At 63.0% G+C, this 22,873-nt stretch carries 23 protein-coding genes and 2 pseudogenes; 15 read left to right on the top strand and 10 right to left on the bottom strand.

Annotated elements, in window-relative coordinates:
* Positions 1-4 precede the first annotated feature (4 nt).
* The 5 genes from IEX78_RS19690 (at position 5) to IEX78_RS19670 (ending at position 4,645) form a co-directional block, all read left to right on the top strand.
* A complete protein-coding gene (locus IEX78_RS19690) occupies positions 5-886 on the top strand; it encodes an alpha/beta fold hydrolase (protein ID WP_188830503.1) in 882 nt (293 codons plus the stop codon).
* 440 nt (positions 887-1,326) lie between these two features.
* The gene (locus IEX78_RS19685; protein ID WP_188830502.1) at positions 1,327-1,824 is read left to right on the top strand and encodes a hypothetical protein; all 498 of its coding nucleotides are present in this window, start codon (positions 1,327-1,329) and stop codon (positions 1,822-1,824) included.
* Between the two features lie 65 nt (positions 1,825-1,889).
* Entirely contained in the window at positions 1,890-2,252 is a 363-nt protein-coding gene (locus IEX78_RS19680) for a hypothetical protein (RefSeq protein ID WP_188830501.1), read from the top strand.
* 5 nt (positions 2,253-2,257) lie between these two features.
* Entirely contained in the window at positions 2,258-3,859 is a 1,602-nt protein-coding gene (locus tag IEX78_RS19675; protein WP_188830500.1) for a GMC family oxidoreductase, read from the top strand.
* 441 nt (positions 3,860-4,300) lie between these two features.
* Positions 4,301-4,645 carry an IS110 family transposase gene (locus IEX78_RS19670; protein ID WP_229684187.1) on the top strand — a complete coding sequence of 115 codons (345 nt, stop codon included), beginning with the start codon at positions 4,301-4,303 and terminating at the stop codon, positions 4,643-4,645.
* Here IEX78_RS19670 and IEX78_RS24380 read toward each other — a convergent pair.
* Positions 4,597-4,794, bottom strand: a pseudogene (locus tag IEX78_RS24380) (ATP-binding protein); the annotation flags it as partial. The gene IEX78_RS19670 and the pseudogene IEX78_RS24380 sit on opposite strands and share 49 nt — an antisense overlap.
* Before the next feature lie 148 nt (positions 4,795-4,942).
* Between IEX78_RS24380 and IEX78_RS19665 the strand changes: the two are divergent.
* The 3 genes from IEX78_RS19665 to IEX78_RS19655 all read left to right on the top strand — a co-directional run bounded on the left by IEX78_RS19665 (position 4,943) and on the right by IEX78_RS19655 (position 7,900).
* Positions 4,943-6,004, top strand: coding sequence for a tyrosine-type recombinase/integrase (locus IEX78_RS19665; RefSeq protein WP_188830499.1), 1,062 nt, complete (start codon positions 4,943-4,945; stop codon positions 6,002-6,004).
* Positions 6,001-6,315, top strand: coding sequence for a helix-turn-helix domain-containing protein (locus tag IEX78_RS19660; RefSeq protein WP_188830498.1), 315 nt, complete (start codon positions 6,001-6,003; stop codon positions 6,313-6,315). Before IEX78_RS19665 ends, IEX78_RS19660 begins: the two co-directional genes overlap by 4 nt.
* 70 nt (positions 6,316-6,385) lie before the next feature.
* The gene (locus IEX78_RS19655; protein ID WP_308426569.1) at positions 6,386-7,900 is read left to right on the top strand and encodes a tyrosine-type recombinase/integrase; all 1,515 of its coding nucleotides are present in this window, start codon (positions 6,386-6,388) and stop codon (positions 7,898-7,900) included.
* Between the two features lie 111 nt (positions 7,901-8,011).
* Here the strand turns inward: IEX78_RS19655 and IEX78_RS19650 are convergent.
* Positions 8,012-8,440, bottom strand: a pseudogene (locus tag IEX78_RS19650) (ATP-binding protein); the annotation flags it as partial.
* Between the two features lie 620 nt (positions 8,441-9,060).
* Positions 9,061-10,164: a TetR/AcrR family transcriptional regulator gene (locus tag IEX78_RS19645; RefSeq protein WP_188830497.1), complete on the bottom strand. Its 1,104-nt coding sequence runs from the start codon at positions 10,162-10,164 to the stop codon at positions 9,061-9,063.
* Between the two features lie 405 nt (positions 10,165-10,569).
* Between IEX78_RS19645 and IEX78_RS19640 the strand changes: the two genes are divergently transcribed.
* From IEX78_RS19640 to IEX78_RS19615, 6 genes are all read left to right on the top strand, one after another.
* Positions 10,570-12,066 carry a cytochrome P450 gene (locus IEX78_RS19640; RefSeq protein WP_188830496.1) on the top strand — a complete coding sequence of 499 codons (1,497 nt, stop codon included), beginning with the start codon at positions 10,570-10,572 and terminating at the stop codon, positions 12,064-12,066.
* Positions 12,005-12,805 (top strand): UbiA family prenyltransferase, encoded by an 801-nt coding sequence (locus IEX78_RS19635; RefSeq protein ID WP_188830495.1) that lies wholly within the window; start codon positions 12,005-12,007, stop codon positions 12,803-12,805. The genes IEX78_RS19640 and IEX78_RS19635 overlap by 62 nt, the downstream gene beginning before the upstream one ends.
* A gap of 50 nt (positions 12,806-12,855) precedes the next feature.
* Complete coding sequence (locus tag IEX78_RS19630; RefSeq protein WP_188830494.1) at positions 12,856-13,287, top strand: hypothetical protein; 432 nt, start codon at positions 12,856-12,858, stop codon at positions 13,285-13,287.
* Positions 13,288-13,652: 365 nt separating this feature from the next.
* Entirely contained in the window at positions 13,653-13,904 is a 252-nt protein-coding gene (locus IEX78_RS19625) for a hypothetical protein (RefSeq protein WP_188830493.1), read from the top strand.
* Positions 13,905-14,042: 138 nt separating this feature from the next.
* Positions 14,043-15,554, top strand: coding sequence for a hypothetical protein (locus IEX78_RS19620; RefSeq protein ID WP_188830492.1), 1,512 nt, complete (start codon positions 14,043-14,045; stop codon positions 15,552-15,554).
* A 113-nt stretch (positions 15,555-15,667) separates the two neighbouring features.
* Positions 15,668-16,201, top strand: a complete 534-nt coding sequence (locus IEX78_RS19615) for a hypothetical protein (RefSeq protein WP_188830491.1) — start codon at positions 15,668-15,670, stop codon at positions 16,199-16,201.
* Between the two features lie 86 nt (positions 16,202-16,287).
* Here IEX78_RS19615 and IEX78_RS19610 read toward each other — a convergent pair whose 3' ends face one another.
* From IEX78_RS19610 to IEX78_RS19580, 7 genes are all read right to left on the bottom strand, one after another.
* The gene (locus tag IEX78_RS19610; RefSeq protein ID WP_188830490.1) at positions 16,288-17,061 is read right to left on the bottom strand and encodes an ESX secretion-associated protein EspG; all 774 of its coding nucleotides are present in this window, start codon (positions 17,059-17,061) and stop codon (positions 16,288-16,290) included.
* Positions 17,058-18,236: a hypothetical protein gene (locus IEX78_RS19605; protein WP_188830489.1), complete on the bottom strand. Its 1,179-nt coding sequence runs from the start codon at positions 18,234-18,236 to the stop codon at positions 17,058-17,060. The genes IEX78_RS19610 and IEX78_RS19605 overlap by 4 nt, the downstream gene beginning before the upstream one ends.
* Positions 18,233-18,646 (bottom strand): hypothetical protein, encoded by a 414-nt coding sequence (locus IEX78_RS19600; RefSeq protein WP_188830488.1) that lies wholly within the window; start codon positions 18,644-18,646, stop codon positions 18,233-18,235. Before IEX78_RS19600 ends, IEX78_RS19605 begins: the two co-directional genes overlap by 4 nt.
* A complete protein-coding gene (locus IEX78_RS24800) occupies positions 18,647-19,207 on the bottom strand; it encodes a DUF3558 family protein (protein WP_373291635.1) in 561 nt (186 codons plus the stop codon).
* Positions 19,208-19,272: 65 nt separating this feature from the next.
* Positions 19,273-19,665 carry a hypothetical protein gene (locus IEX78_RS19590; protein WP_188830486.1) on the bottom strand — a complete coding sequence of 131 codons (393 nt, stop codon included), beginning with the start codon at positions 19,663-19,665 and terminating at the stop codon, positions 19,273-19,275.
* Positions 19,666-19,752: 87 nt separating this feature from the next.
* Positions 19,753-21,621 carry an alpha/beta hydrolase gene (locus tag IEX78_RS19585; RefSeq protein WP_188830485.1) on the bottom strand — a complete coding sequence of 623 codons (1,869 nt, stop codon included), beginning with the start codon at positions 21,619-21,621 and terminating at the stop codon, positions 19,753-19,755.
* A complete protein-coding gene (locus IEX78_RS19580) occupies positions 21,618-21,923 on the bottom strand; it encodes a hypothetical protein (RefSeq protein ID WP_188830484.1) in 306 nt (101 codons plus the stop codon). Before IEX78_RS19580 ends, IEX78_RS19585 begins: the two co-directional genes overlap by 4 nt.
* Positions 21,924-22,044: 121 nt before the next feature.
* Here IEX78_RS19580 and IEX78_RS19575 point away from each other — a divergent pair, with 121 nt between their 5' ends.
* On the top strand, positions 22,045-22,662 hold the full coding sequence (locus IEX78_RS19575; protein ID WP_188830483.1) for a hypothetical protein: 618 nt from the start codon (positions 22,045-22,047) through the stop codon (positions 22,660-22,662).
* The last annotated feature ends 211 nt before the right edge of the window (positions 22,663-22,873 follow it).

The raw sequence follows: 22,873 nt of genomic DNA, 5'->3' as shown, positions 1-22,873 counted from the left end.
CGCTATGGATTTTGCGAAACCTGAGACGGTTGATCTTCGATACCGGCGCGGTAAAAGGTGTCCGACACGCAACGGCGGCGAGTTGTATTTTGAAACGGACGGTTCGGGAGCACCAATTGTTTGCCTGAACAACTTCTTTATTGTTGCACCAGCATGGAGAAATTTCACTGCTCGCCTGAGCGAGCGATACACGGTGGTCAAGTATGACCTGCAGAACCAAGGAGTGTCGAGTCAGCGAGGACTGGATTTCGAATTTTCTGAGTATTCAGAAGATCTGCTGGATCTCATTGACTTGCTTGAGTTCGACCGCGTGACGTTGATCGGATCTTCGATATCGACACTGATAGCGCGTGACTTCGCGGTGCGGTACCCGGAGCGCATCCAATCGCTAGTCCTAGTAGGTCCAGCATTCTCGCCGTATGGCGGGATGCAGTTGCAAATTATTCTGCGAGACTGGCTTCATCGCCTGGATAAAGGCGGTGCGCGCTCGATTTTCGAGTATCTATATCCGCTGGTGTTTACTAATGCCGAGATCGAACGAGGTGGCGCAGTCAGCTATCTTGGAATGCGGGAACATTTTCTTGCCCTGAACTCGGAGGCGCAGGTGCGGGCCTGTGTGACAGCTGCGATGCGGTCGTCCGGAGATCCGAAACTGCTTCAACAGATCACCTCACCCACTTTGTTGATGGTTGGCGATGCCGACTATCTGTGGTCTGCAAGTGCACTTGAGGACGGCTGCGCTTTGGTACCGCGAGCTGTCGGCAAGATCATTTCGCGCAGCGGCCACATGCCGATGATCGATGCGACGGATGCGTTCGAAAACGCCATCCTGGAATTCCTTGATCAGATCGATGAGGGCGATCAAAGGCTCGGGGCAAGCGGGTGATCGCGCCCAACTCGGAGGGCTTCTGGGAGCTGGCGGTTGGTCGACTAGTGTCTATCCCGGCGAGTTATACACGGCCGGTCCTGTCCATCACTGAAGTGCAGCACGCGCTACGGTGCTCTGTTGACGAAGTGGGACGTGTGCTCGATGCTGGGTTTCCGTTATATGCGGTTGACGGCGGTCTGCGGGCAGATGCCCGCGATGTGTTCAACCTCGCAATCAACTCAGGATCGAGCAGAACGCTCGCCGAGGTGTCTGCGGCATATGCGTTGAGGTTCGCAATCGACGGGCCCTCATCATGGTGCCGCCGTCGCCATTGGACGCTGCACCTGCAGTTGGAATGCCCAAGCGCGAACCGCAGTTGGCTTGTGTGGCCGTTGCTTGCTGCCCCATCTGCCCATTCGGCCGGTCCGAGTTCGCGCGTTGAATGCGGCGCCACAAGTATGTATTCCGCCATTCAGGATGTAGTCGGTTCCGCTGACACGATCCGGTCGCCGGCGCTGCGCGAGATTGTGGTCGACACTCTGCAGCCCGGCCCGCGCTATGCGCGCGTTCCGATCGAACTGAGCTTGGATGAGGCGTGGATGGCGAAACACAATCTGGTGGACTGCCGTAGTGCCACACGCACTCTCAGTCGAATGATAGAGGCGCGGGGATATCGAGTGCGGGAATGCGTCGGTTGGCTAGCCGGTCCGGTTGCCTCCGAGCACGCGTGGCTTGAGGTTGAGGATGATGACGGCGCCTGGAAGTCGATCGATATCGCCTTCCACGTGCTGGCGCAGCTGTTGTTGCCGGATCAAGTTAAATCCGATGTCTTTCTTGGCTCCAAGCCCGACCGGCTATTGCGTTCCGAATGTCCGCTCGACTCACCGCTCGTCGAGCATGTCGACTGCGTGAACGAGTTTTCCTGTCGTACCGTCGCAACCGCGAGGTTATCGTGACCCACACTAGGCGGGCCTGGTGTGTGAAATAGCAAGTGAATCGTGTTTCCGACAAGGAGAGTTCGATGATGGATGATGGGCCCTCAGGGCGTGTGACGGGCGAGAAACTGATGGGCTGGCTGCTCGGCGTTGTCGGTCTGCTGCTGATCAGCCTCGGTATCGGAACTCTGACGTTCAGCCTGATCGAGTTGAACAGTTGGGGATGGGGATCGGCCCGATTGGCTGGATTGCTTGCCATCGCCGTGGTCGCCCTAACAACGTTCTTTTTCAGTCATCGGCGCAGGCAAAAACCAATGATTCCCGTGGGCTTCCTGCGAAATCGGAACTTCACATTGTCCATCATGCCAGGTTTTTTCATGAAGTCAGGTTCGGACATCGAGTCCCGCGACAAATCGCGTGCAGGGCAGCCGTTCGAGCGAGAGAGCTGATTGTCATGGGGAGGCGGTCAAATGTCGTCGGCGGTGCAGAACTTGAGCCCGACGTCTACGACTATGTCGTTGTGGGTGCCGGTTCGGCTGGCTGCGCTCTCGCGGCCCGACTCAGTGCACACCCCGATGTTGAGGTGGCGCTCGTTGAGGCAGGCGCGGATCGCATGCCACTGCGCAGCAGGGTGCCTGCCGCATATGCCAGTCTCTTCGCCTCAAAGTACGACTGGACTTATTACACGACCCCTCAGCGCGAGCTGGGCGGTCGCAGCCTGTTCTGGCCTCGTGGCAAGCTGATGGGTGGGTCCTCGGCAATGAACGCGATGGTCTATATCCGCGGCAACCAGGCGGATTTCGACGGCTGGTCCGCGGCTGGTGCCCACGAGTGGGGCATGAGCGATGTCTTGCCCTATTTTCTCCGGTCGGAAAACAACAGTCGCGGCGCCTCGAATTACCACGGAGTCGGTGGCCCGCTCGACGTGGTGGATCTTTCGTATCGACATCCATTGTCGCAGAAATTCGTTGAGTCAGCGATTGCTGCTGGGCTGCGCCCGAACGATGATTTCAACGGGGCTTCCCAGGACGGTGTTGGCTACTACCAGGTGAATCAGCGAGACGGACGGCGGGCTAGTTCAGCGTCGGCGTTCCTGACTCGTGACGTTCGCCGTCGACTTCAGGTGCTAGCGGGGGCACAGGTTCAGCGGGTAGTGCTCGACCGCGGCCGCGCGATCGGGGTGGAGGTCGCCGTGGGCGCTAAACAACGCTTGATCCGGGCAAGACGTGAGGTCATCCTGTGTGCAGGTGCCATCGGCTCTCCCGCATTGCTGCAGTCGTCGGGAGTGGGACCGGCGGCATCTCTCGAACGCGCAGGTATCCGAGTTCAGGTTGATCTGCCTCTGGTCGGGAAGAACCTCCAGGACCACCTCGCTATCGGGTTGGCGTGGAATGCCCGCGATACGCCGACAATGGAGGATGCGCTGAGGCCAGGCGCGGCGGCGCGTTACGTGTTTGGCCGTACTGGTCCGCTTAGCTCGAATATCGTCGAAGCCGGAGGATTCGTGGCGCTGGGTGGTAGCGCTCCAGACATCCAATTTCATTTTGCGCCGGTCGTTTTTTGGAATCATGGGCGCGAGCGCCCTCCTGTCCGCGGATTCACAATCGGCGTGACACTACTTACTCCCGGAAGCCGAGGCGAGGTTGTGCTGCCAGCGGCAGGTGCTCGGCCCACCATAGACCCGGGTTACCTTCGCGACCCGTCCGATCTGGCGAAGCTTGCCGAGGGTTTGGCACTCGCTCGCGAGATCGGTGAGCAGCCCATCTTCGCTAGCGTCCGCGGGGATACATGGTATCCGGACAACGAACCTGTTGCCGACACGAAGCAATGGATCCGGCAGCGGGCGGAGACTATGTACCACCCGGTTGGAACCTGTGCGATTGGCGGCGTTGTGGATAGCTCACTGCGCGTGTATGGCGTCGAAAATCTGCGCATCTGCGACGCTTCCGTAATGCCGACGATTACTCGTGGCAATACGCACGCCCCGACCGTGATGCTCGCGGAGCGTGCAGCGGCTTTACTTACCCAGACTGAGGGGGTTATTCAGAAGCGGTGAAGAAGATCAGTCCGGTCACCACCCGCAATGTGCCAGCGAATCCGTCGATGGGTGGCCGATATCGCCCGCCTTCCAGGATAACACCAGCCAGCATTTCACTTGTGCCACGGCCGATTCCACGGGTGCCCGCAGCCGGGCCAGTTGCCGGTTGAACCGTCTGTAAGTGTTAGGGGTGGCCGGCCCGGGGCTGGCTGACAGGATCGGTGTCGTCGCCACGATCGGTGTGACTCGTGAATCGCTTTGCCTCTTCAGAGGGCGCTTCCCGGGATTTGTCCAATGTTTGTAGCGGCGACGCCGACCCGGTCTGCTTCGGTGGCTTGATCAGAAGCATGCCCGACCCCGTTGCCGCGGGATCGTGGCCCATTACAGGCCTGCCTCGAAATTCTCCTTCCGGGCCGACGCCGACCAACGCCGTCGCCAATCGGAAGGACACCGCCGTCAATGCCCATCGTCTCACAGCAGTACGAACTCGTCATCGGCGTCGACACACACGCCGCCAATCACACACTCTCGGTTGTCACGGCCGCGACCGGCGCCGCGCTCGACCAGGCAAGCTTCCCAGCGAGCACGGCCGGGCTGGAGCGGGCCGCAGCGTGGGTCACGCGCCGGACCGCTGAACAGGCCGCCCTTGTGGTCATCGAGGGTATCGGCTCCTACGGCGCAGGCCTGGCCGAGCGCCTCCTCAGGGCGGGGATGACGGTGGTGGAGCCCTCCGTGACGGCGCTCGCCGAAGTTCCCTACCTACACTCGCCGAGGGTCCCCACCCGTGAGCGGTGTCGATCATAGGGGCTGCCGGTTCGGCGCAGGTTCTCTGCGGTGGCCTGATGGTCGCGCAGCCGGTAGGAGTCTCCGTCGAGGTTGATGACCATCGATCGATGCAGCAAACGGTCCAACAGGGCCGCCGTGACGGTGTTATCGCCGAGGATTTCGCCCCAGGGATCTGGGGCTGGCACTTGTTCGTCTTCGTGGAAACCCGCAGCTGGCTGGGCCTTTGGCTTGTTTTCTCGTTCCTGCCTTCTTCAAGGTATGAGCGGTCTATGTTAGGTGCTGCCTTAACCGTTCAGGTGTGAAGAAGGTGTGCCGATGGCAGAGGGTCTGCGGCTGATTCCGGGTAACGTCGTGCCAGTCGAGTCGCTTGAGTCGGATCCTGTTGTGTTCCAACGCAACTGCGTGGACGCCTTCGTCGCGTCGTGGCGGGCTCGGGGCTTCAGTCCGGTCACCATCGATAACGACATCGGCCTGCTCGAACGGACGCTGACGGCGTTGGGCCGGCCCGCCTGGGAGGTCACGGCCGAGGACATCGACCGGGTTGTCGGCAACCTCGCAGTCGCAGGCCGCGCTCCGTCGACGCGGCGGGAGTATGTGCAGATCTTCAAGGGATTCCACCGGTTCCTGCAGGTCCGCAAGGCGGCCGAGATCGAGGCCGTGTTCGGGGTGAAGCTGGTCTGCCCCGTGGATGAGTTCAACGCCGCCCGCCATGTCGGTGACGATTCGCCGGCGCTGTTGCCGCCGCCGACTCCCGACCGGGTTCAGGAGTTCTTCGAGTTCATGAAAGCGCGCATCGTCACCGCTCGAAAGTATGGGCCGGCCGCTCGGGACTATGCGCTGTTCCAGACGCTCTATCACGCTGGACTGCGATCGGAAGAGGCTGCGCTGCTGGAACTTCCGGACGTGCATTTCGATCGCGGACCGTTCGGGAAGCTCCATGTCCGCTTCGGGAAGGGCGCCAAGATGTCCGGTCCCCGGCCGCGGTGGGTGCCGATGCTCGACGGCCTGGATCTGGTGCTGCGCTGGTTCCTGACCGATGTCCGGCCGAAGTTCCCGGACTCGCCGGTGTTGTTCGCCGACGAATCGGGCGGGCCGCTGCATCGCGGAACGATTCGCAACCGGCTGCGGTATCTGATGGAGCTGGAAGGCCGGCCGCGTTCGGAGCGGTTCAGCCCGCATGCGCTGCGGCGGGCGTGCGCGACTCACAACTACGAGCGTGGCGTGGATCTGGTTGCGATTCAACAGCTTCTGGGCCACTGGACCGTCGGTTCGACGATGCGATATGTCCGGCCGTCGGCGACGTTCATCGAGGATGCGTATCGGCGCGCGGTGACCACGACATTGGCCGAGCTCAGCGGAGAGGACGAGCGGGCGTGAGGATCAAGTGGCGGCTGCGGATGGCCGCAGCCCAGCGTGAGGTGTGGACCGGGACTGAGCTGCGCAGGCTGCTGGCCGATAAGGCCGGACTGGAGATGTCGGCGGCGTCGGTGTCGGCGCTGTTCACCAAGGAGCCCACCCAGATCAAGATGACGACGCTGATCGCGTTGTGCACTGCTCTTCAGTGCACTCCCGACGACTTGTTCGAGATCGACACCACCCCTGTCGAGCACCCGGCCGCGCCGCCGGTCCGGTCGGTGCCGACGCGCCAGGCCGTCAACGCCCGCGGCCGCTCGCTGCCGCCGATATGACGCACTGTCCTGGAAGTGGTTGCAGGACATGGGAAAACGCCAGCGTGATTGTGTCGGATGTGGTGGTCCGGTGGGCATCATCGGCCGCGACCTGTGCTGCCGGTGCACCGCTCGAGCCAAGCAGGCGTCGGCCAAGCATCCGTGTCCCGACTGTGGCCGCAGCCGGGTGCTGGACGTCGAGACCGGTCGCTGCATCCTGTGTTCCCGGCGGTGCGGCGAGTGCGATCACAAGGTCCGACTCGCGGATGCCGTGTTGTGTCGCGACTGCCAGCGAAAGGTCGACCAGCGCGCCCGGCAGCAGAACTGTCCGCGGTGCGGCAAATCTGGCTATCTGCGCGCGGAAACCGGCTGGTGCGGTCACTGCTCGAGACCAAGGCCGTCGAAGAAGCCGCCTCGCGTCTGCGTCGCCTGCGGCGAGCTGCGCCGCCATTCCGGCCGTGGCATGTGCGCGCGGTGCTGGCAGCGTCATCCAGATCGGCCGCATGTTGTCGGCGAGCACCTCATAGCACGTCTTGCCGACCCGCCGGACTGGCTGCCGGGCCTGATCGCCTGTCTCGCCGACGGCTATTCGCCCGGCCGCGCTTGCGTGGCGGTCACCGAGCTCGGGCGGCTGCTCGACGACGAGCACTCCAATCATCCGCAATCCCTGCTCGACAGGGCCCGCCGCTCGGGCCGTTCCATGGGTTCGCTGGCCAGATCGATGCAGGACTTCTTCACCGAACACGGGCTGGCGATGCCGACCGACCAGAACGAGCGACTCGCCGCCGGCCGCCGGCAACGGCGGATCGACGCCGCCCCTGAACCGCTCCGACCGGCAGTCGCGGGATTCGCCGAGTTCATGCTCGCGGCCAGGGCCCGTGCCCGCCGGGCCGGGACACTGCCGCGCAGCGATTCGACCATCGAGGCCGCGCTGGCGGTCGTTCGAGACTTCGCTTCGTTCCTGAACCGCGAACGCGGGAAACAGGATTGGTCGACCGTCGACATCGGAGATGTCGAGGCGTTCCTGCTCACCCTGCCGAAATCGCGTCAGCGGAGAATCACTGTGCTGCGTCAGTTCTTCCGGTTCGCGCGCAGTCGCCGTCTGGTGCTCGTCGATCCGACGAGGAGCCTGGATCGGAAGGAGGCCAAAGGGTTTCGTGGCCGGACCCTCACCCTTGAGCAACAGCGGTCGTTGTTCCGGCGGTGGACCACCGATCCGGTGGTGCATCCGCATGAAGCGTTGGTCGGCATCCTCGCCTTGCTGCATGGCGCTTCCAGTCGTGAGGCCCGATTGCTGACCTGCGACGATGTCGATCCGGTCCTGCAGACCGTCCGGCTCGGCGATCGACCACATCCGGTCCCGATGGATCCGGCCAGCTGGGTGATCGTGCAGCGCTGTCTGGCCCATCGAGCCTCCTGGCGCACCACCAACCCGCACGTCATCGTCACCAAAGGGACCAAGGCCGGGAGATCACCCGCGTCGGTCGCCTATCTGAGCCATGTCCTCGATGATTGCGGGTTCGGCCCGCGGATGATCCGCTGCACTCGCCTGATCGACCTGGTCAACACAATGGACCCAAGCTCGTCGCCGCCGCCTTTGGAATGACCGCCGAGGCGACCATGATCTATCTGGCCGACTTCGTCGACGCGACCCGACTGCCGAACCCGTGAAACTTCGGCGCCACTACGCACAGATTCGCGCGAACATGTGCGCTTTACCGACACCCCGGTTCGTCGTGATCACGATCGAGGTCTTCAAATACCGTTGCGAGACAACCTGAAACAACGCCGATGCCGCTTCCGCGGGCAAGGGCAGATATCCCAGTTCATCGATCACGAGCAGCGTCGGGCCAGCGTAGTAGCGCATCGTGGTGGCCCAGCGGCCCTCGATCGCGGCGCGGTGACAACGAGCGGCCAGGTTCGCCGCGGTGATGAAGTAGGTGCGGTAGCCGGCGTGCGCGGCCGCGCGGGCGAGCCCGGTCGCGAGGTGTGTCTTGCCGGTGCCCGGCGTGCCGATGAGTAGCACGTTGATCGCGGTTTCGAGGTAACGGCAGGTAGCGAGGTCGTCGAGCAGCGGCCGATCGATCCCGGACGCGGCATCGATATCGAAGTTCTCCACCGACGCCGGGGTCGGCAGGTTAGCCTCGATCTTTCTCGGGGCTGACGTGCTGGCCTGAGCGGCCCTCGGATTGGTATTTCGATCGTAGTTTCCCGATGGGTGCGGCAGACGGCCCGCGCAGCGGGCTGGCTGCCGGGTTCCACGAGCCCGGAACGATCGATTCCTCGAAGAGTAGCGACAATTGCCTGTCTACTCAGCCGGGCTGTAATCGGGCTGCAGTGAGACATCGGCGTTGACCAAGGCTGTTGCGTAGGTGTGGCGCAGTTGGTGGTGGAGGGAGTCGCTGGTGCGGTCTGCTGCTAGAACTTGGCAGTGATCCGGCGTTGGATCAGTGACTTCACGGTCACGGAGGGCTGACGGCGCGCGGTTTCATGGAGAAGCGAGACCGGGCACGACACGGGACGGGAACAAATACGGTGTTTCGACCCGGCGACACGTTCGCCGGGCCGAACGTGTTGGGTGTTGGCGAACTCAGTCGCGACCGAACCGGTCCAGCGCCCATAGACGCGGGGGTCACGATTGAACTGAATCGAAGGTCACCATGAGCCCGGCTCGAATTCCGATGACGGCAGCCTCCCGTCGGGATGACACAGCGAGCTTCTTCAGCCCCCGAGTCCATCGGCCTCGACCACCTGTGCGGCACGCACTCAGTGCCGGGAACAGGATTCGGCTGCGGCGCGAACGCTGCCTCTGCCGATGTATCGGGTGATCACATTGCCGCTACGGATGATCAGGGCGGTTTCGGTGTCGGCAACCGAGGCCGAGGACTGCAGTCCCTCGGTCAGAGCGCCGTCGTTGTCGACGATGAATCGCATGGTCGGCACAGCAGATTCGGGGAACGCGTAGCGCAGTGATCGACTGAAGTCGGCCAGCGCCAGCCGCGCCAAGGGGGCGACTTCAGCGACGGGGTCGCAGACGAGAACGACCGCAATGTCTGCGAGGTCGGGGCTGCCTTCGATGAGTTCTTCGATAGCGCGGAGACGGTTGAGGCCCAGGATCGCCACAACCCCGTCACGTTCGAGTTCGGCGGGTCGAGAATGTAGAAGGTCGACGATGCCGCGTCGCGGATTCCACTGTGTATCCGGTGATGTACGGACCGGGTCCGGCCCGGGCACAGCATCCCGTGGCCGTTGCGGTGACAGCTTCATGTCCACGACTTGCCGACACATTTCGACCAAGAGGTCGGGATCGACGAAATCAGGAATGACGAACGACAGTTGGGTGCCGCACAGCAGCATCGTCAATGCCGATCTCGCGATCGGGCGGTAGTGGCTGAACGAGGATCCGTCGGCGAGATTGCCCATCGACGCGGCCAGCAGTATCGCGTCGAGTTCGATCAATTGGGCGAACGGACGACGCAGATGGGCGCTGGCGCGGACTTCGGGCATGAAGTCGACACTGAGCATGGGTGAGGACAGTGTGTCGACACCGGTGCGGTCGTAGTCATGTCGCCGGGGAAAGCGTTCGGCCCATGTTGTTGCCATCAATCGCATCGCCTCGCCTGGGCTGGCGCCGGGTGCGGCGGCAGGTGGGGCAGGGGCGAATTCCGCTTCGCGGGCGAGAACCGACAAATACAGGGCCAGCTTTCCGGGGAAGTTGCTGTAGACCGCACCGCGGGTGAGGTCGGCGCGATGGGCGATCCGGTCGATGGCCGTGCCCCGGAATCCGTGCTCAGCGAACTCGGCCTTGGCCGCGTCGAGAACCTTGGTACGGGTGATCTCCTGCTGCTTTGCACGGGTTAGGCGAGCCATGTGTCCCTATCTCTTTCCACGAGCCTCGGATGTGGCGAACGTCGCTATGTCATCGACGCTAATTGATTGCTTCACCCTGGCAGCACACCTCAGGATGCGTCGCGTGCACGAAATCCACTGACCTGCAAAAACATTCGCTTGAGATGCGGTAACCATCCCGATGTTGCTACCATCTGACTCGCCTGGTTGGCGCTCCGGAACGGAAGCGGCAGTGGCGTTGTGTCAGCGAAGGAATGAAGTGACAAGCAGAACCACCACGACGACGAAGCTGCATCCGGCCCGGACGAGGGGTCTGGCCGGATGCGTGGGCAACCCTGCGGCACACCAGGATCTGAAATGCCCGACGTACCCAGATCCGCGCGCGGATCGCGTCGTTACATCATCTGCAGTTCCCGCGATCGTGTTATGAGTAGCATCGACTCGATCCCTCTTGCCGAGGGCGCACAGCCGTTTCTGGGCCACACCACCCGGTTGTTTAGACACCCGTTGCGGTTTGTCGGACAGTTGGCCCACCACGGGCAGATGTGTCGGGTCATGCTCGGCTCCGCGGCACTGATCGTCGTGGCCGACCCGGAGCTGGCACGACAGGTCCTACTCGATGACCGCGTCTTCGACAAGGGCGGGCCGTTCTACGACCGCTCCCGCGAGATCGCAGGAAACGGCCTCGGCAGTTGCTCTCACGCCGACCACCGTCGCCAACGCCGCCAATGCCAACCAGCTTTTCGATCCGACCGGATTGCCGTCTACAGCGATACCCTCGCCGATCACCTGGCGGCGATGACCGAACAATGGTCCACCGGGTCCACAGTCGACCTCAGCTCGGAGATCACCCGGGTCACAGCCGCGTCTGCGGTGCAATCGATGTTCTCGACGTCTCTGCCGCCGAACGCGATCGTTGCACTCGCTACCGACCTGCACACTGTGGCCGCAGGCCTGTTCCGTCGGACGATCCTGCCGCCGATCATCAACGCCTTGCCGACACCGGCCAACCGGCGATTTCGGCGAGCGCATCGTCAGGTGCGAGAACTGGCGGCCGCGGTCATCACCGACAGACGTGCAGCCGACCACGATCACGGCGATTTGCTCGCGGCGATATTTCGTGAAGGACCAGGCGGTGGCGACATCGACGACGCCGAGATCGTCGATCAGGTTTTCACGTTCTTCCTCGCAGGGACCGAAACGACCGCCAGTACTGCGATCTGGGCGCTGGCGTTGCTCGGCGAGCATCCCCACATCCGTGCAGCGGTGCAGGCCGAACTCGACGCCACCCTGGGCGTGCGATCCCCTCGCGCCGCTGACCTCGACGATCTGCCTCTGTTGCGACGTGTGATCGCCGAAACTTTGCGGCTCTATCCGGCAGGGTGGCTGCTGACCCGGTTGACCACCGTCGACACGATGCTGGGCGGTGTTCATTTGCCGGCCGGGACCGCGGTGGCGGTCAGCCCGCACACGATCCATCGCAACAACGACTATTTCGAGCGAGCGGATGACTTCGACCCCGATCGTTGGGTCGGGGCCACCGCTGATCGGCGACACTACATCCCGTTCGGCGCGGGCGCTCGCCGCTGCATCGGCGATCTGCTCGGCCTGACAGAAGCCGCGCTCATCGTCGCGACCATCACCGTCGGCTTCGACCTGCAGATGCACGGAATCATTCCCGTCGATGTGCCCATCTCGCAGTTGCCCACCCCCACAGGGTGCGTGCTGTGGTTACGCGCCGTCGATGACCCGAAATCGCCATCGTTCGCCCAGACTCGCCGCCGGTCGGCACTGGACGGCTACTCCGGCACGCGAGTTGCGTCTGTGGTGGGCCTTCACGTGGGGAGATCTCACTGCGACCGTGGTACCGGCAACCCTGTTCACCACCGCTGCCTGGGGATACGACGGTGCAGACGTCAGTAGGCTGCCGGTTCTGCTCGCTGCTGCGGTCGTCTACTTCGCCCTCTACATCTACACCTTTGACCTGTCGAATCAGCTCACCGGAATCGAAGAGGACCGGCTCAACAAGCCCCATCGCCCGTTGGTGACCGGGCTGGTCACCCCCGCCGGCGCCCGAACCCGGCTGATCGTCGCCACCGTCGCGTTCCTGGTGACCGGAGCCGCGACCGGAGTGTTGGAGTGGGCGCTGTTGTGGACCGCCGCGTGGTACTTCCACAATCATATGGGCGGTGCACGCCGACTATGGGGCAAGAACCTTGCGATGACCGCGGGGACCATCGCTCAACTCTCCGCGGCCTGGCAACTTGTCACTCCACTCGACAGCACGGCATGGCGGTGGATCCTGGTGATCGCCGTGCCCTTGACACTTCTTGTGTCGCTGCAGGACTTCCGCGACTTGCACGGCGATCACGCCAACCGACGCCGCACCCTGGTCATGATCCTCGGCGAGCCGGCCTCGCGCGCGTTGATGTGCGCGTGTTTCGCTGTGTATCCCGCGCTGCTGTACGTCGTGCTCTACCGCCACGCTGATCTCGCCACGACACTGTGTGCGATCGTCGTCGCTATTTTGTCCGAGGCGATTGCTGTCCGGATTCTGCGGTTGTCGGGCCGTCGGGCCGACAACCGGACCTACGTGCTGTACACCCTTTGCTACTGCGTCATCCTCGCCAGCGCGATTCCTGCCCTCTGGCACGGCGGCTGAGCAAGCCTGCCGCTTCAAACACCGCCCCACCGACTGGAAGCTCACCGACCATGTACATCGAACCGGGCGCGATCCGATCCGCTCTCATTACGTTGGGATTCGTCGCGGAAGCCGCGCTCATCGATCTCAATACTGCTGCCACCGATTCGTGGCACGACCCGGCCGCGTTGGCCGGATTGCTGCATCACGCTACTGGCAAGATGTTGACTCAAGCGATCGGAGTCGATGTCGCAGCTGACCATCTCACCGACCGATGGCGAGCCGCTCTGACCGGTGTCGGCTCCGGCGATCAATTGGCACAGATCCTCACCGAAGCGCGCTGGATGCATCATCGGCTGACCCACACCGCCGCAGTTCCCGAGCTAACCGAGTATCAGTCGGTCGGCGCCCTCTCGGCTTCTGTTCGCTCGCTGGCGGATTCGCTGGAGGCGCTGATGCGCATCCGCATCCTGACTGCGCCTCGACGGCCACGACAGTCTTGACTGCGCCGCGACCCTGCTCGGGCGTTGACGAAGTGGACCGACTGAACTTGCCGCACGCCGGTCCGGCTCCACGATGTGTTGCCCGACATCGCCGTCAGTCGGCAGATGTAAACGCCGCGGGGACGGGGAGAGCTCCACGCACCGCGCCACCCGCCGAAGGCACCATCTAGCGTTCCACGCTCGAGTGCGAGCCAGCGTGGGCGAGGCCGATGAAACCGAACTAGCTTCCGCTGCAGGCTAACTCGCACCGATCCCAGCCATGCGATGGCGCCGCACCGTGGCTACACTGCCGATGAGCCAATATCGCTGATGATGGCATCATCGGATGCGTGGCCGCTACGCGTCGACAACCGAAGGGACACTCGATGTCTGACCTCACTGCACCCCTGCCACCATCCGGCGACGACTCCCGGGCCAGACCTCTGGCTGACCAGAAATCCGAAATCGCGCATTTGCAGAACCTGCTCGACACGTTGCCCGAAGATCTGGGTTTGGGCACTCTCGGCGTTGAGTTCGCCCCGGCATGGCGCGCAGCGGTACGGCAGCACATCGAGTGTGTCCGTCGCGAGCTCGGCGCCGAGGAGACCGAGGACACGCAGCCTGACCGGTCGAACTAAGACCGGCACCGGCCGGAGTCGATGAGTCTCTCAAGAGGAGATGTCGGCTGATCAGCACCCGGCAGGTGCGTCGGCCATATCGAGACCGGAATTCATAGCGCCCTACCAACTCGTCGCGCGGCCTGTTAAGCCGCTGACTTGTCCGCCGTCGGAGTGACCGTCCGCGTCGCGGTGACCGGTGGGCATCCGTTCCATGCCGCCGGGCACGACTACACCTTCGACGAGCAGAAATGCCTGCGCGGGTGGGGAGTTGCAGGGGCCCGATTCACCTACCGCGCACCGGAGAAGGCCCTCCCTACCCTCACCGAGATGACTACCTTGAACCAGGCACGAGAATTGCTCGACTCAATTTTCCGCACGATCGACACGACAACGGGATTGCCAGCGGGAACCGTACAGTCCTACGCCATCTGCACGGCACTGGTCTGCGCGACGCTATTGGGGTTGAACGTCGCCGCAGGGCACGCGGCGATGCGGATCCGGTGCTCAGTGAGATCGACGGACACGAGGATCAACAATCACCACCGGAAGGCCGCAGAACTGGCACACCGATACGTGCCAGGAAGCCCGACCGCTCGCAGCGATCTCGCCACGGCAGCCGACCGACCCGAAGGTACCGGACGGCTTCAGTTCGCCCGCGCGCAGAAACAGCAGAAGCAGCTGGAATGGGATCGGTTGAGGCGCTGGGCCCGCCGCGATGTCGACGCCGAGCGATACCGCGCCAAGTTCGCGATGATGCGCGTTCAGGTGCTGGGCAGCAAGCCAGCGCTCGTGCTCGCTCTCGCCATCGTGTTGTGGGTGCGCCCCAGCACTGAGCTCTCGGATTGGATCACCGCACGGTGGCACGACATGTGGACCCTGCTTGACGGTGGCACCGTAGCTCGGGTGCTGCCCGCGGTGATGATCGTCATCGGTCTGGCCGTGGTGTGCTCGCACTCGGCGCTGGACAACATGCGCGCCCGCGACGAAGCGACCAAGGATGCGAACAAACTGCTTGCCGAACTCCTGGCGCGCTTGATCACCGCCCGGCGGGCTACCGCAGACTGGCGCCAAGTTCTGGATTCGGCGAGGTTCCGACTCACCGATGAGTTCGTACGCAGGCTCACCGACAACCGCTACAGCGCGGTCATCACCGGCGGCATCGCACCTTTGCGACCGTCGCTCTATGCTCGGCCGACGATGCTCGGCGACCCCGCCAAAATCTGGGAACAGGAAGCAGCCCATGTCGTAGGCGCCTTCGCCGAGGTGGCTGAGGTCTGCGAACGGATCCGACAAGCCGGGCTGGGTACCGTCTGCGACCGACTTACCGCGGCCGAGCGTCCCGCGTTCATCCTGCTTGGTGTGTTCGATGAGCGTGGTCGACGCGACGAGGAACGTCCGCTACGCGCAGCGCCGGCGCCTCACCGCGTGCGCGCACGTATGGAGCGGATCCCCGATGTTGCCCAGTACCAGCAACTCGATCCCGACGACCCGGAAGACCATGCGCGATTCAGCCGCTGGGTCGAGGACCAGACGTTCGAGTTCCAGAAGGACCTGGAGAACAGGGTGGCAGAGCTCGGTGCTCTCGATCGCAACCTGGTGGTCGCAATCCGGCTGCTCAACCGACGCCTCCACACCTCACGCGCGCTGGCCGCGCTCGGCAAGTCCTGACCGGACCGAATGGACCGAATCGGCCATGCTCAGTGCCCAGTGTGGTTGCAGCCAACGGGAATTCACGCAAGCACCCGCTGCATGATGAGGGCTGCGGCCAGTACTGACGAGTCATGACGGAAGCGCGGGAGAAGGTCCTTGGTCAAACCAGGCAGCTCTGGTTGGTCGAACAGGCGTCGAGTATTCCGATGCCCGATGCCCGATGCCCGATGCCCGATGAACTTGAGAGGGGTTCGTTCGGCCGCAGACCGAGGGGCCAGCATTGGATTCTGGCCAGCGACGGCCTCGACGAACTGTGCAACACCAGTGTTCGTTTTGACACTCCAGTGTGCGTGCAACCGGTCACCGTTGCCGACATCGCTGGCTTACCGTTTGCAGTCAAAGTTCTTGATTCCGGTGGCGCTCCGCTCTCGATCGAGGCGAGAGATTTCTGTTGTGCGGACCCCGACGGCGTAGTGCGCTGGATAGTCGCAGGCGAATTCGACGTGGACCAACGGCGAACGGTTCGGTCGATGCCGATCGAGTACCGTGAAGTACCAAGCCGGTTGCTCGTCATCGTGCATACCTTTCAGGTCTGCTTCCCACTGATTACTCTAAACGAGCGGGTAAAACTGACCCGGTCCGTTGGAGAGCTACGCGCGACTTGAGACAACGATATCGGTGATCCGCAGCCAACCCATTCGTGTCGGCACCAGCGTCGGGGGTAGTCGATTTCCTTGTGGCGCACGGCTGTTCATGGAGCGAACTGCCCCATGTCCTCGACGTGCTCGTGGTATTCCTCCAGCGCCTTACCGACTTCGCGGGCAATGAGGCGAGCCAGCGTCGCGGCGTTCGCGGGGGCGATGGTTCGAGCGCGGGTTCCGGTCTCGAGATAGCGGCCATCGGGGCGGTCGTGCCATTGGATTGCAGCTACGCGGCGCGGTGGTTTTCCCTGGGTATTGCGAGGTCCGCGAAAGACCTGGATCACTCCGGCCGACGTGCACGGCTCATCGCGGAATCGGCGGTAACGCTCACGCGGGTTCGGACCCTCGATGATAGTGACGGCAGTCCGGTCTTCTGGGCCTAGATCGTGGACGTCGAACCGTTCGGCCGGTCGCTTCCCCGCCGGGGTATCCGGGAGAACTGCTGCGGTTCCATTCGGAAGACGTTCGGCAGCAACGATTGTCACGCGCACCCTGGCACCGTCTGCCGACTGCTCGGCGATCACTGCGTGTTGGTCGTGACGCGCAGTGACCGCGCGTAGTGGGCCGCGCTTTTCGCGTCCGTGGATCTCGGTCCACACTTCGGGATCGGTCAGGACCGCGAAGGCGCGGTCCAGCTGTTCGGCTGAGTCCCAGTCCAAGCGCCCCTGCTCGGACCAATCACGCCGTACTGACGACCGGTACTGCTCGAGTGCGTTCATGTGGCTGAAGCGGCTCAGATAATGCAGCGGAAACAGCATCCGGTCAGCGGCCGGGCCGTACCAGAGCGCGGCGAACTCTTCGATGTCGAAAACCCACGCCGTCATCGGTCACCCAGCACGGGGGGTACGGACTTGATTACACCGAGTAGTTCGGTCGTGTGGTCGCCGTGGTCGAGGTTGACCTTTTTGTCGGACTTTTCCGGGTCGTCGCCCTTGCCGCCTGGGCGCCCGGCGCCACCGGGCATGCCGTGCATACCAGTTCCCGCCGCGTGGGCGGCGGCGGGCATCGCGGTTCGGGCACCGGGCGTGGACCCGGCATTCGATCCGGGTTGCGCCGCTCCAGGCGCTGGGGTCGGCGAACCGGTCGAAAGCCCTTGCCCACCAGGAGAACCAGATCCACCGCCGGAGCCGGCCGAAAGTGGTGAACCTGGCCGGGCAGGGTCGCTTCCGCCCGGCGATGTCGGGGACGGGCTGGTGGGCGCGTCGATCGCGGAGCTCGGCGAGGTCGATGCGGCCTGGGTCGAGTCGCCTGGTGTCGAGTCCTGCGAACCATTCGATGCTGAGTCGTCTTGTCCGGCAGTGCTGCCCGCGGTATCGGTAGGGGACTCCGTATCCGTGGGATTCTCGGCAGGTGACTCAGGTTCGCCACTTGGCTGAGCGGTTTCCCCAGGATTATTCGTCGCGGCTGTCAGGTTCGGCGTTCCCGTTGTAGCCGGGCCTGCGGGCGATCCGCCGGTGTCGGTGCCGGGGGCCGGGCCTATCGCCATTGCCTGCGGGAAGGTGGGCAGCTTCTTATCATGCTCTTGGAAGCCGACGACGTAGCGCTCCTGCATGATCCGTCGGGCTTCGGCCTGCGCGGTGTCGGCTTCGCGTGTCTGCCGGTCGTAGCCCTCTGGGTCGGAGTTCTGGTCTGCGGTCACCGGAACCACTGGCGGCAGGAACGATTTCGACATGACAGCCGTCATCGCTGTGTTGCCGACGACCTGGGATACCTCGTCGAACAACTCATCCAGCTCGGTGGAGTCGTTGCAGTACTGGGCGATCGTGGACACTGCGGCGTCAGCTGCGGCACCAGTCCAGTTGCCGTCCACCGCTTTTCGTACCCCGGCGAGCAGACTGACCGTGGATTCACGGAAGTCCACGTGACCCTGCTTCCACACTTTGATCATGCTGCTCGTGGAGTTCGCGACGGAGTTGAAAGCGTCGATTATCTGCTGGTGAGTGAGGGCATCGACGTTCTCCGGGTCCGTAATCCCTGGTGGGTCGTATTCCTTGGTCATCGATTTCCCCCGGTGTCCAGACCTTGCGCGGTGGCGAGTTCTTTGAACTTCGCTGCGAACGCGGCGTCCGTTTCCTCGTAACGTTGGCGGATGGTGCGGATGAGAACGAGAAGGTCGTCGGCGGCGTCTCGGTGGCTTTGCAGGGCTGCAACCGCATTGTTCGGCCCCGCGTCCGCCTTCTCTCGAAACCGCCGCACTAGCGTTTGTGCAGATGTCAGAACGGCGGACGCTTCACCGAGTCCCCAAACTTCCTGCTCCGCCACCGCCCGGATATCTAGCTGTATGGTGACGATGCGGTCAATTCGATCGATCAGTACTTTTTCGAGGGAAACGAAAGCATCCGGCGATGCGGTAAGAGAAAGATTTCCGGCCTGGGCCTGAGTGATGAGTTCTTTGATAGATGATGTCATTCAAGCACTCTCGGGAATCAGTGGGACGATCTTGTTTGTCAGGTCAGTGGCGAGCTGGCAAGTATCGAGATCGCCAGTCTTGCTTGCTGTGGCTGGATTGCGAAGGTCAAACTCTAGGCTCCCGGTATTCATCGCCACGTTTATGACGCAGCTCCGATCTCCATACTGTGGAAACAGGGTGTAGTAGGCGCCTTGTCTGGATCCGAATTGCTGTTCTCGATAAGAGTCTGGGAATTTGGCCTTTATGTCTGAAAGTGATACCGATGTACGGACAATTCGCACATCGTAGCCTTGCAGCATGAAATAGCCGCAGCCGTGAGTTGTTACTCCTGCGGAGTCGCTGTCCTCGGGGCGTGTCTTCCTGAGCTGCTCAGACGTCAGCACTGCATCCGGAATATCCGTGCAGGGATCGAAATCCGCCGGTTTGCTTACCGAAGTTGCCTCGGTTGGGCTGGATGAAGGTGGCTCAGTACCTGGATCGTTGGTGCAGCCGACAGTTACCAGCGCTAACGCGCAGCTGAGAAGGAGTCCGGATCGTACGCCACTTCGGGTGCTGTTCATCGTGTTTCGCACGCTGCCGTGTTCTCCCTACCTGTTGCTGAGTGCTTCATCGTGTCGGCGAATGGTCAATTTCCCGTAAGTTCGGAGATCATTGGTAGACCGTATTTCCAGGCTGTAACTATTCCGGCTGCCCCCAGTATGGCTACGGGGAACATCGGCCAACGGCGCAATCCTAGAAAGATGGCAACAGCAATGGCAAGGGCGGCTGAGATCGCCCCACCGCCGAGCATGATCGTCCATCCCAGTGCTGGATTGACGTTGCAGGGCGGCTCTGCGCGACATGTGTCATTTGAAACCAGCATCCACGGAAGCATCCACAAGGTAAACAATCCGAGGACAATTGGGACGATGGTGATGATGGCTGTCGAGACGACGATGTCGGTGATTTGCAATCCACTCAGTCCCTGCCGTGCTGGCTGCTGAACTGATGAGTTTCCGCGTGGCGCATAACTATTCATCGCTCGGTCCTTCCATGCCTTCGCTGCGCGTACGGCACGGATCGAGCATGCCTGCGGCAACTGCTGACGTGACTACCGGGCGAATGATCATGATGGCGCCCTGATCACGTTCTCCGGGAGGCCCGCGATAACCGCTGCGGTGTTGTAAGTGCTGACGCGAGGAATCTCGACACCGTCGACATAGCGGTCCGTTCCGCGTGGATAGTCGCTGTGGCCGTGCGCTCCGGGTAGTGAGTGGCCGGTGCCGTCGGTGGCGATCTGGTCGCGGGTGTCGAGTTGGACGAAGCTCGGATTCCGGGCGGGATCGCTGCCGAATCCACCGTTGTTGTTGTCCTGCCAGGAATCAACGCCGACACCGACGCCGACCAGTTCACCTGCGAGTGTCCCCGACCCCGGTATCGGTACGGCCGAAGCCAAAGGTGCGGCGGCGGGTGCCCACTCTGCGATCCTCGGCCCGTCCTGGGTCCATTTGATCGGGTCGTCGTCGGCGCGCATGACGTAGGCGCGGCCATTGTCCAAGCCGAGTTCGGCGGGACTGTTCGCCCCGATGCCCGGCGAGCCGTAGACGACCATGTCGGTGACGGGATGCTCGCCGCCTTGGAGCGCGAGCCCGGTAGTCAGCGACCCGTAGGAATGTCCGACGGCGGTGATGTGTGGTGCTTGGACGCCCTCGTGTGATGCTTCGAGTCCGTTGTAGAACTGGTTGAGCGTCTTCGCGCCTTCGGCGGCGCGGTCGGTGGTGCCGGTATCGACACCGGCGTCGATGATGTCGCCGATACCGTCTCCCTGTGGGTCGAGCGGCGGGTCGTACCCGATCCAGGAAATCGCCGCTACCGAGTCGTCTTTGCCCTGTAGTTCGAGCTGACGTCTGGCCTCTGACTGTAGATTCTCGGCCTCGCCCACCATGCCCGGCAGGCTTCCTACCGTCGTTGTCCGTCCGGGAGTGGTCACCGACACGTGATCGGACTTGTCGGGATTTCCGACCGAAACGGCCGCGCGGGTCTGACGGCCCGTCGTTGTATCGACCATCATCAGGTAGCGCCTCTGATCAGGTTTGACGCCGTCGGGGTTCCTGGCTGCTTCTTCGACCTTCTTCAGTTCGTCCAGTTTGAGCGTCGCGGCTTTGTACTGGTCGCTGTTGGTGCCGTACTGCGCGGCCACTGTCTGCTGGTGGGTCTCGGCGTCAACGATCATGCCCGGCAATCGGTTTCGATTCGCAGCGTCGCGTGCTTCGACCGGCACCCCATCACGGTTCCCGATCATCTCGGGGTATTTGGCGATCACCTCCTCCCGCTGCGCGGGGGTGAGGCTATTCCACCAATGACGGTTCGTTTCCACGCTCGCATTCGCTGGTGGCGCGTCCCGTTTGGTCATCGCCCCGCCCTTGCCGGGTATCGGCGCGACATCGTGGAACGCTTCGAGGATCGCTGACTCGCCGCGCAGGTCGGCGGCGAGTAGGTCTGCCAGTGCTTGTTTGAGGGTTGTGGTGCGGTCGGCGGCCGCTGTGACCAGTTTCTCCCAGTGTTTGTAAGCGAGAGCGGGGCCGACGCGGGCGACCAGGGTCGTGAACAGTGCCTTGCTGGGGGTGACCGTGCCGTCGTCGGCGACGTCGAACTTGTTCGCGGTGGCGTCGTCGGCGTACTTGAGCACGACGAACCGGTGGGCGGAAATGTCTTGTGCGGCAGTGGCGGCCGCGGTGGCTGCGGTGTTCAGCGCGTTGACGAGTTTGGCGGTTTCGGTGCTGAAGCCGCGGGCGCGGGTACGCATGGCATCGCCGGATTCGCGTTGCCAATAGGCGTCGGACTGCACGGCGTCGGAGACGACGATGATTCGCTCGTTCTCGATCTTCTGGGCTGCTGCCAGCCAGGCCCCGGCGTGCTGGCTGAGCGGTTCAGTGTTCCAGCTGCGCGCTCGTGAGACCGTTATGGGCGCGACTGCGCCGGTGTTCGGGCTCACTGGATGGCCTGCGCTTGTTGGGCGATGTCGTCGGCGATGGTTTCGTCCTTGCCGGTGACCTCGCTGACCGCGACCAAGCTGAGCTGGCCGATCGAGCGCACATCAGCGGTTGCGAGTCGTTGGGCGTTGGCGGCGATCTCATTGACCGTGGTGCACATCGCGGCTGTCAACGAGCCCGGAAGGGCGGCGCCGAGCAGGTCGGCACTGCCGTCCACATCGACCAACGCGACGGCATTTGCAGCTTGATGAAACCCCTGCCCGAGCGTGCGCACCTGGTCAGGATCAAATTCGAACGACGTCACCGTGATTCCCCTCCAACGAAGCAAGCCGTCTCCCATTCGGGCTGCTTGCGGGCGATTCTGCCATACTGTTCGCACACTAGTGGTGGGTCGGAGACCGGGGGATGAGGTCGGAGACCGGGGGATGAGTATGTCTTCAGACGCGAATCAGGTGGATCTACTCACCTTCGCGCTGAGTGAGCAGCGCACGATCATGACCGATCCGACGAACTCGGTCACGGTCGAGTTGACTGGCGACGGCTCGATCAAGGCGATCCGGTTGTCCGAGGCCGGTCATCGGATGGGTGCGGCGATGGTGGCTGAGCTGGTCATTTCGTTGCATACGGCGGGGTTGGCGCAGGCTCAGCAAGCGATCGAGGCCGCACTGTCAGGCGACATGGGCCTGTCGGAATCAGGTAGTTCGGACTTGCCTGCCGATCCGCGCGCAGTGCCTTCGGCGGACGTTGTGAGCGCCAATAATGTTGCTGCCGTAGAGGCTTCCCGACCCTTCGGTGTCTCGCAAACTGCGCCCGAATCGACCAACCCGCCACCGTGGCCGGTCCCGATGGAGCGCGGCGTGCAGGAGCGAACAGTCACGAGTCCGCCGCCGGCACCGGTTCCCAGCTCGCCGACTGATCGGGAACAGCAGCCGTGCAACGCCTCTTCGCCTGCTGCACGCCGAACCGACGAACGCGGTGACGAAGACGAGTACTACCGGAATTTCAGCGTGTTCGAACACGACGACCACCGCCCTCGCGGGTGATCCCTCGGAGGTGGGTTCCTTCGGCTGATCCGAATCCAGGAGTTCATCCACTGCGACCGCGCTCGGGTGCGCTGTTACGCGATCCCAAGCGACTGCGCGGCCTTCGTTCGCTTCCGGAAAATGGCCCGACGCCGATACTGGAATCTTTGACATTGCAACGAGATTGGGTGGAGCTGCGGAGTTGGGCTATTCGGTGAATCTTCCAAGGCAG

The organism is Nocardia camponoti, assembly GCF_014646135.1.
Taxonomy (GTDB): domain Bacteria; phylum Actinomycetota; class Actinomycetes; order Mycobacteriales; family Mycobacteriaceae; genus Nocardia; species Nocardia camponoti.
Note: the sequence above shows the minus strand (reverse complement) of the source record. Positions and strands in the feature narration are given on the sequence as shown.

Coding starts and splice junctions, on each gene's coding strand:
- IEX78_RS19690 (WP_188830503.1), top strand. CDS start 5: ATGGATTTTGCGAAACCTGAGACGGTTGATCTTCGATACCGGCGCGGT.
- IEX78_RS19685 (WP_188830502.1), top strand. CDS start 1,327: ATGTATTCCGCCATTCAGGATGTAGTCGGTTCCGCTGACACGATCCGG.
- IEX78_RS19680 (WP_188830501.1), top strand. CDS start 1,890: ATGATGGATGATGGGCCCTCAGGGCGTGTGACGGGCGAGAAACTGATG.
- IEX78_RS19675 (WP_188830500.1), top strand. CDS start 2,258: ATGGGGAGGCGGTCAAATGTCGTCGGCGGTGCAGAACTTGAGCCCGAC.
- IEX78_RS19670 (WP_229684187.1), top strand. CDS start 4,301: ATGCCCATCGTCTCACAGCAGTACGAACTCGTCATCGGCGTCGACACA.
- IEX78_RS19665 (WP_188830499.1), top strand. CDS start 4,943: ATGGCAGAGGGTCTGCGGCTGATTCCGGGTAACGTCGTGCCAGTCGAG.
- IEX78_RS19645 (WP_188830497.1), bottom strand. CDS start 10,164: ATGGCTCGCCTAACCCGTGCAAAGCAGCAGGAGATCACCCGTACCAAG.
- IEX78_RS19640 (WP_188830496.1), top strand. CDS start 10,570: ATGAGTAGCATCGACTCGATCCCTCTTGCCGAGGGCGCACAGCCGTTT.
- IEX78_RS19630 (WP_188830494.1), top strand. CDS start 12,856: ATGTACATCGAACCGGGCGCGATCCGATCCGCTCTCATTACGTTGGGA.
- IEX78_RS19625 (WP_188830493.1), top strand. CDS start 13,653: ATGTCTGACCTCACTGCACCCCTGCCACCATCCGGCGACGACTCCCGG.
- IEX78_RS19615 (WP_188830491.1), top strand. CDS start 15,668: ATGACGGAAGCGCGGGAGAAGGTCCTTGGTCAAACCAGGCAGCTCTGG.
- IEX78_RS19610 (WP_188830490.1), bottom strand. CDS start 17,061: ATGACGGCGTGGGTTTTCGACATCGAAGAGTTCGCCGCGCTCTGGTAC.
- IEX78_RS19605 (WP_188830489.1), bottom strand. CDS start 18,236: ATGACCAAGGAATACGACCCACCAGGGATTACGGACCCGGAGAACGTC.
- IEX78_RS19600 (WP_188830488.1), bottom strand. CDS start 18,646: ATGACATCATCTATCAAAGAACTCATCACTCAGGCCCAGGCCGGAAAT.
- IEX78_RS24800 (WP_373291635.1), bottom strand. CDS start 19,207: ATGAACAGCACCCGAAGTGGCGTACGATCCGGACTCCTTCTCAGCTGC.
- IEX78_RS19590 (WP_188830486.1), bottom strand. CDS start 19,665: ATGAATAGTTATGCGCCACGCGGAAACTCATCAGTTCAGCAGCCAGCA.
- IEX78_RS19575 (WP_188830483.1), top strand. CDS start 22,045: ATGAGTATGTCTTCAGACGCGAATCAGGTGGATCTACTCACCTTCGCG.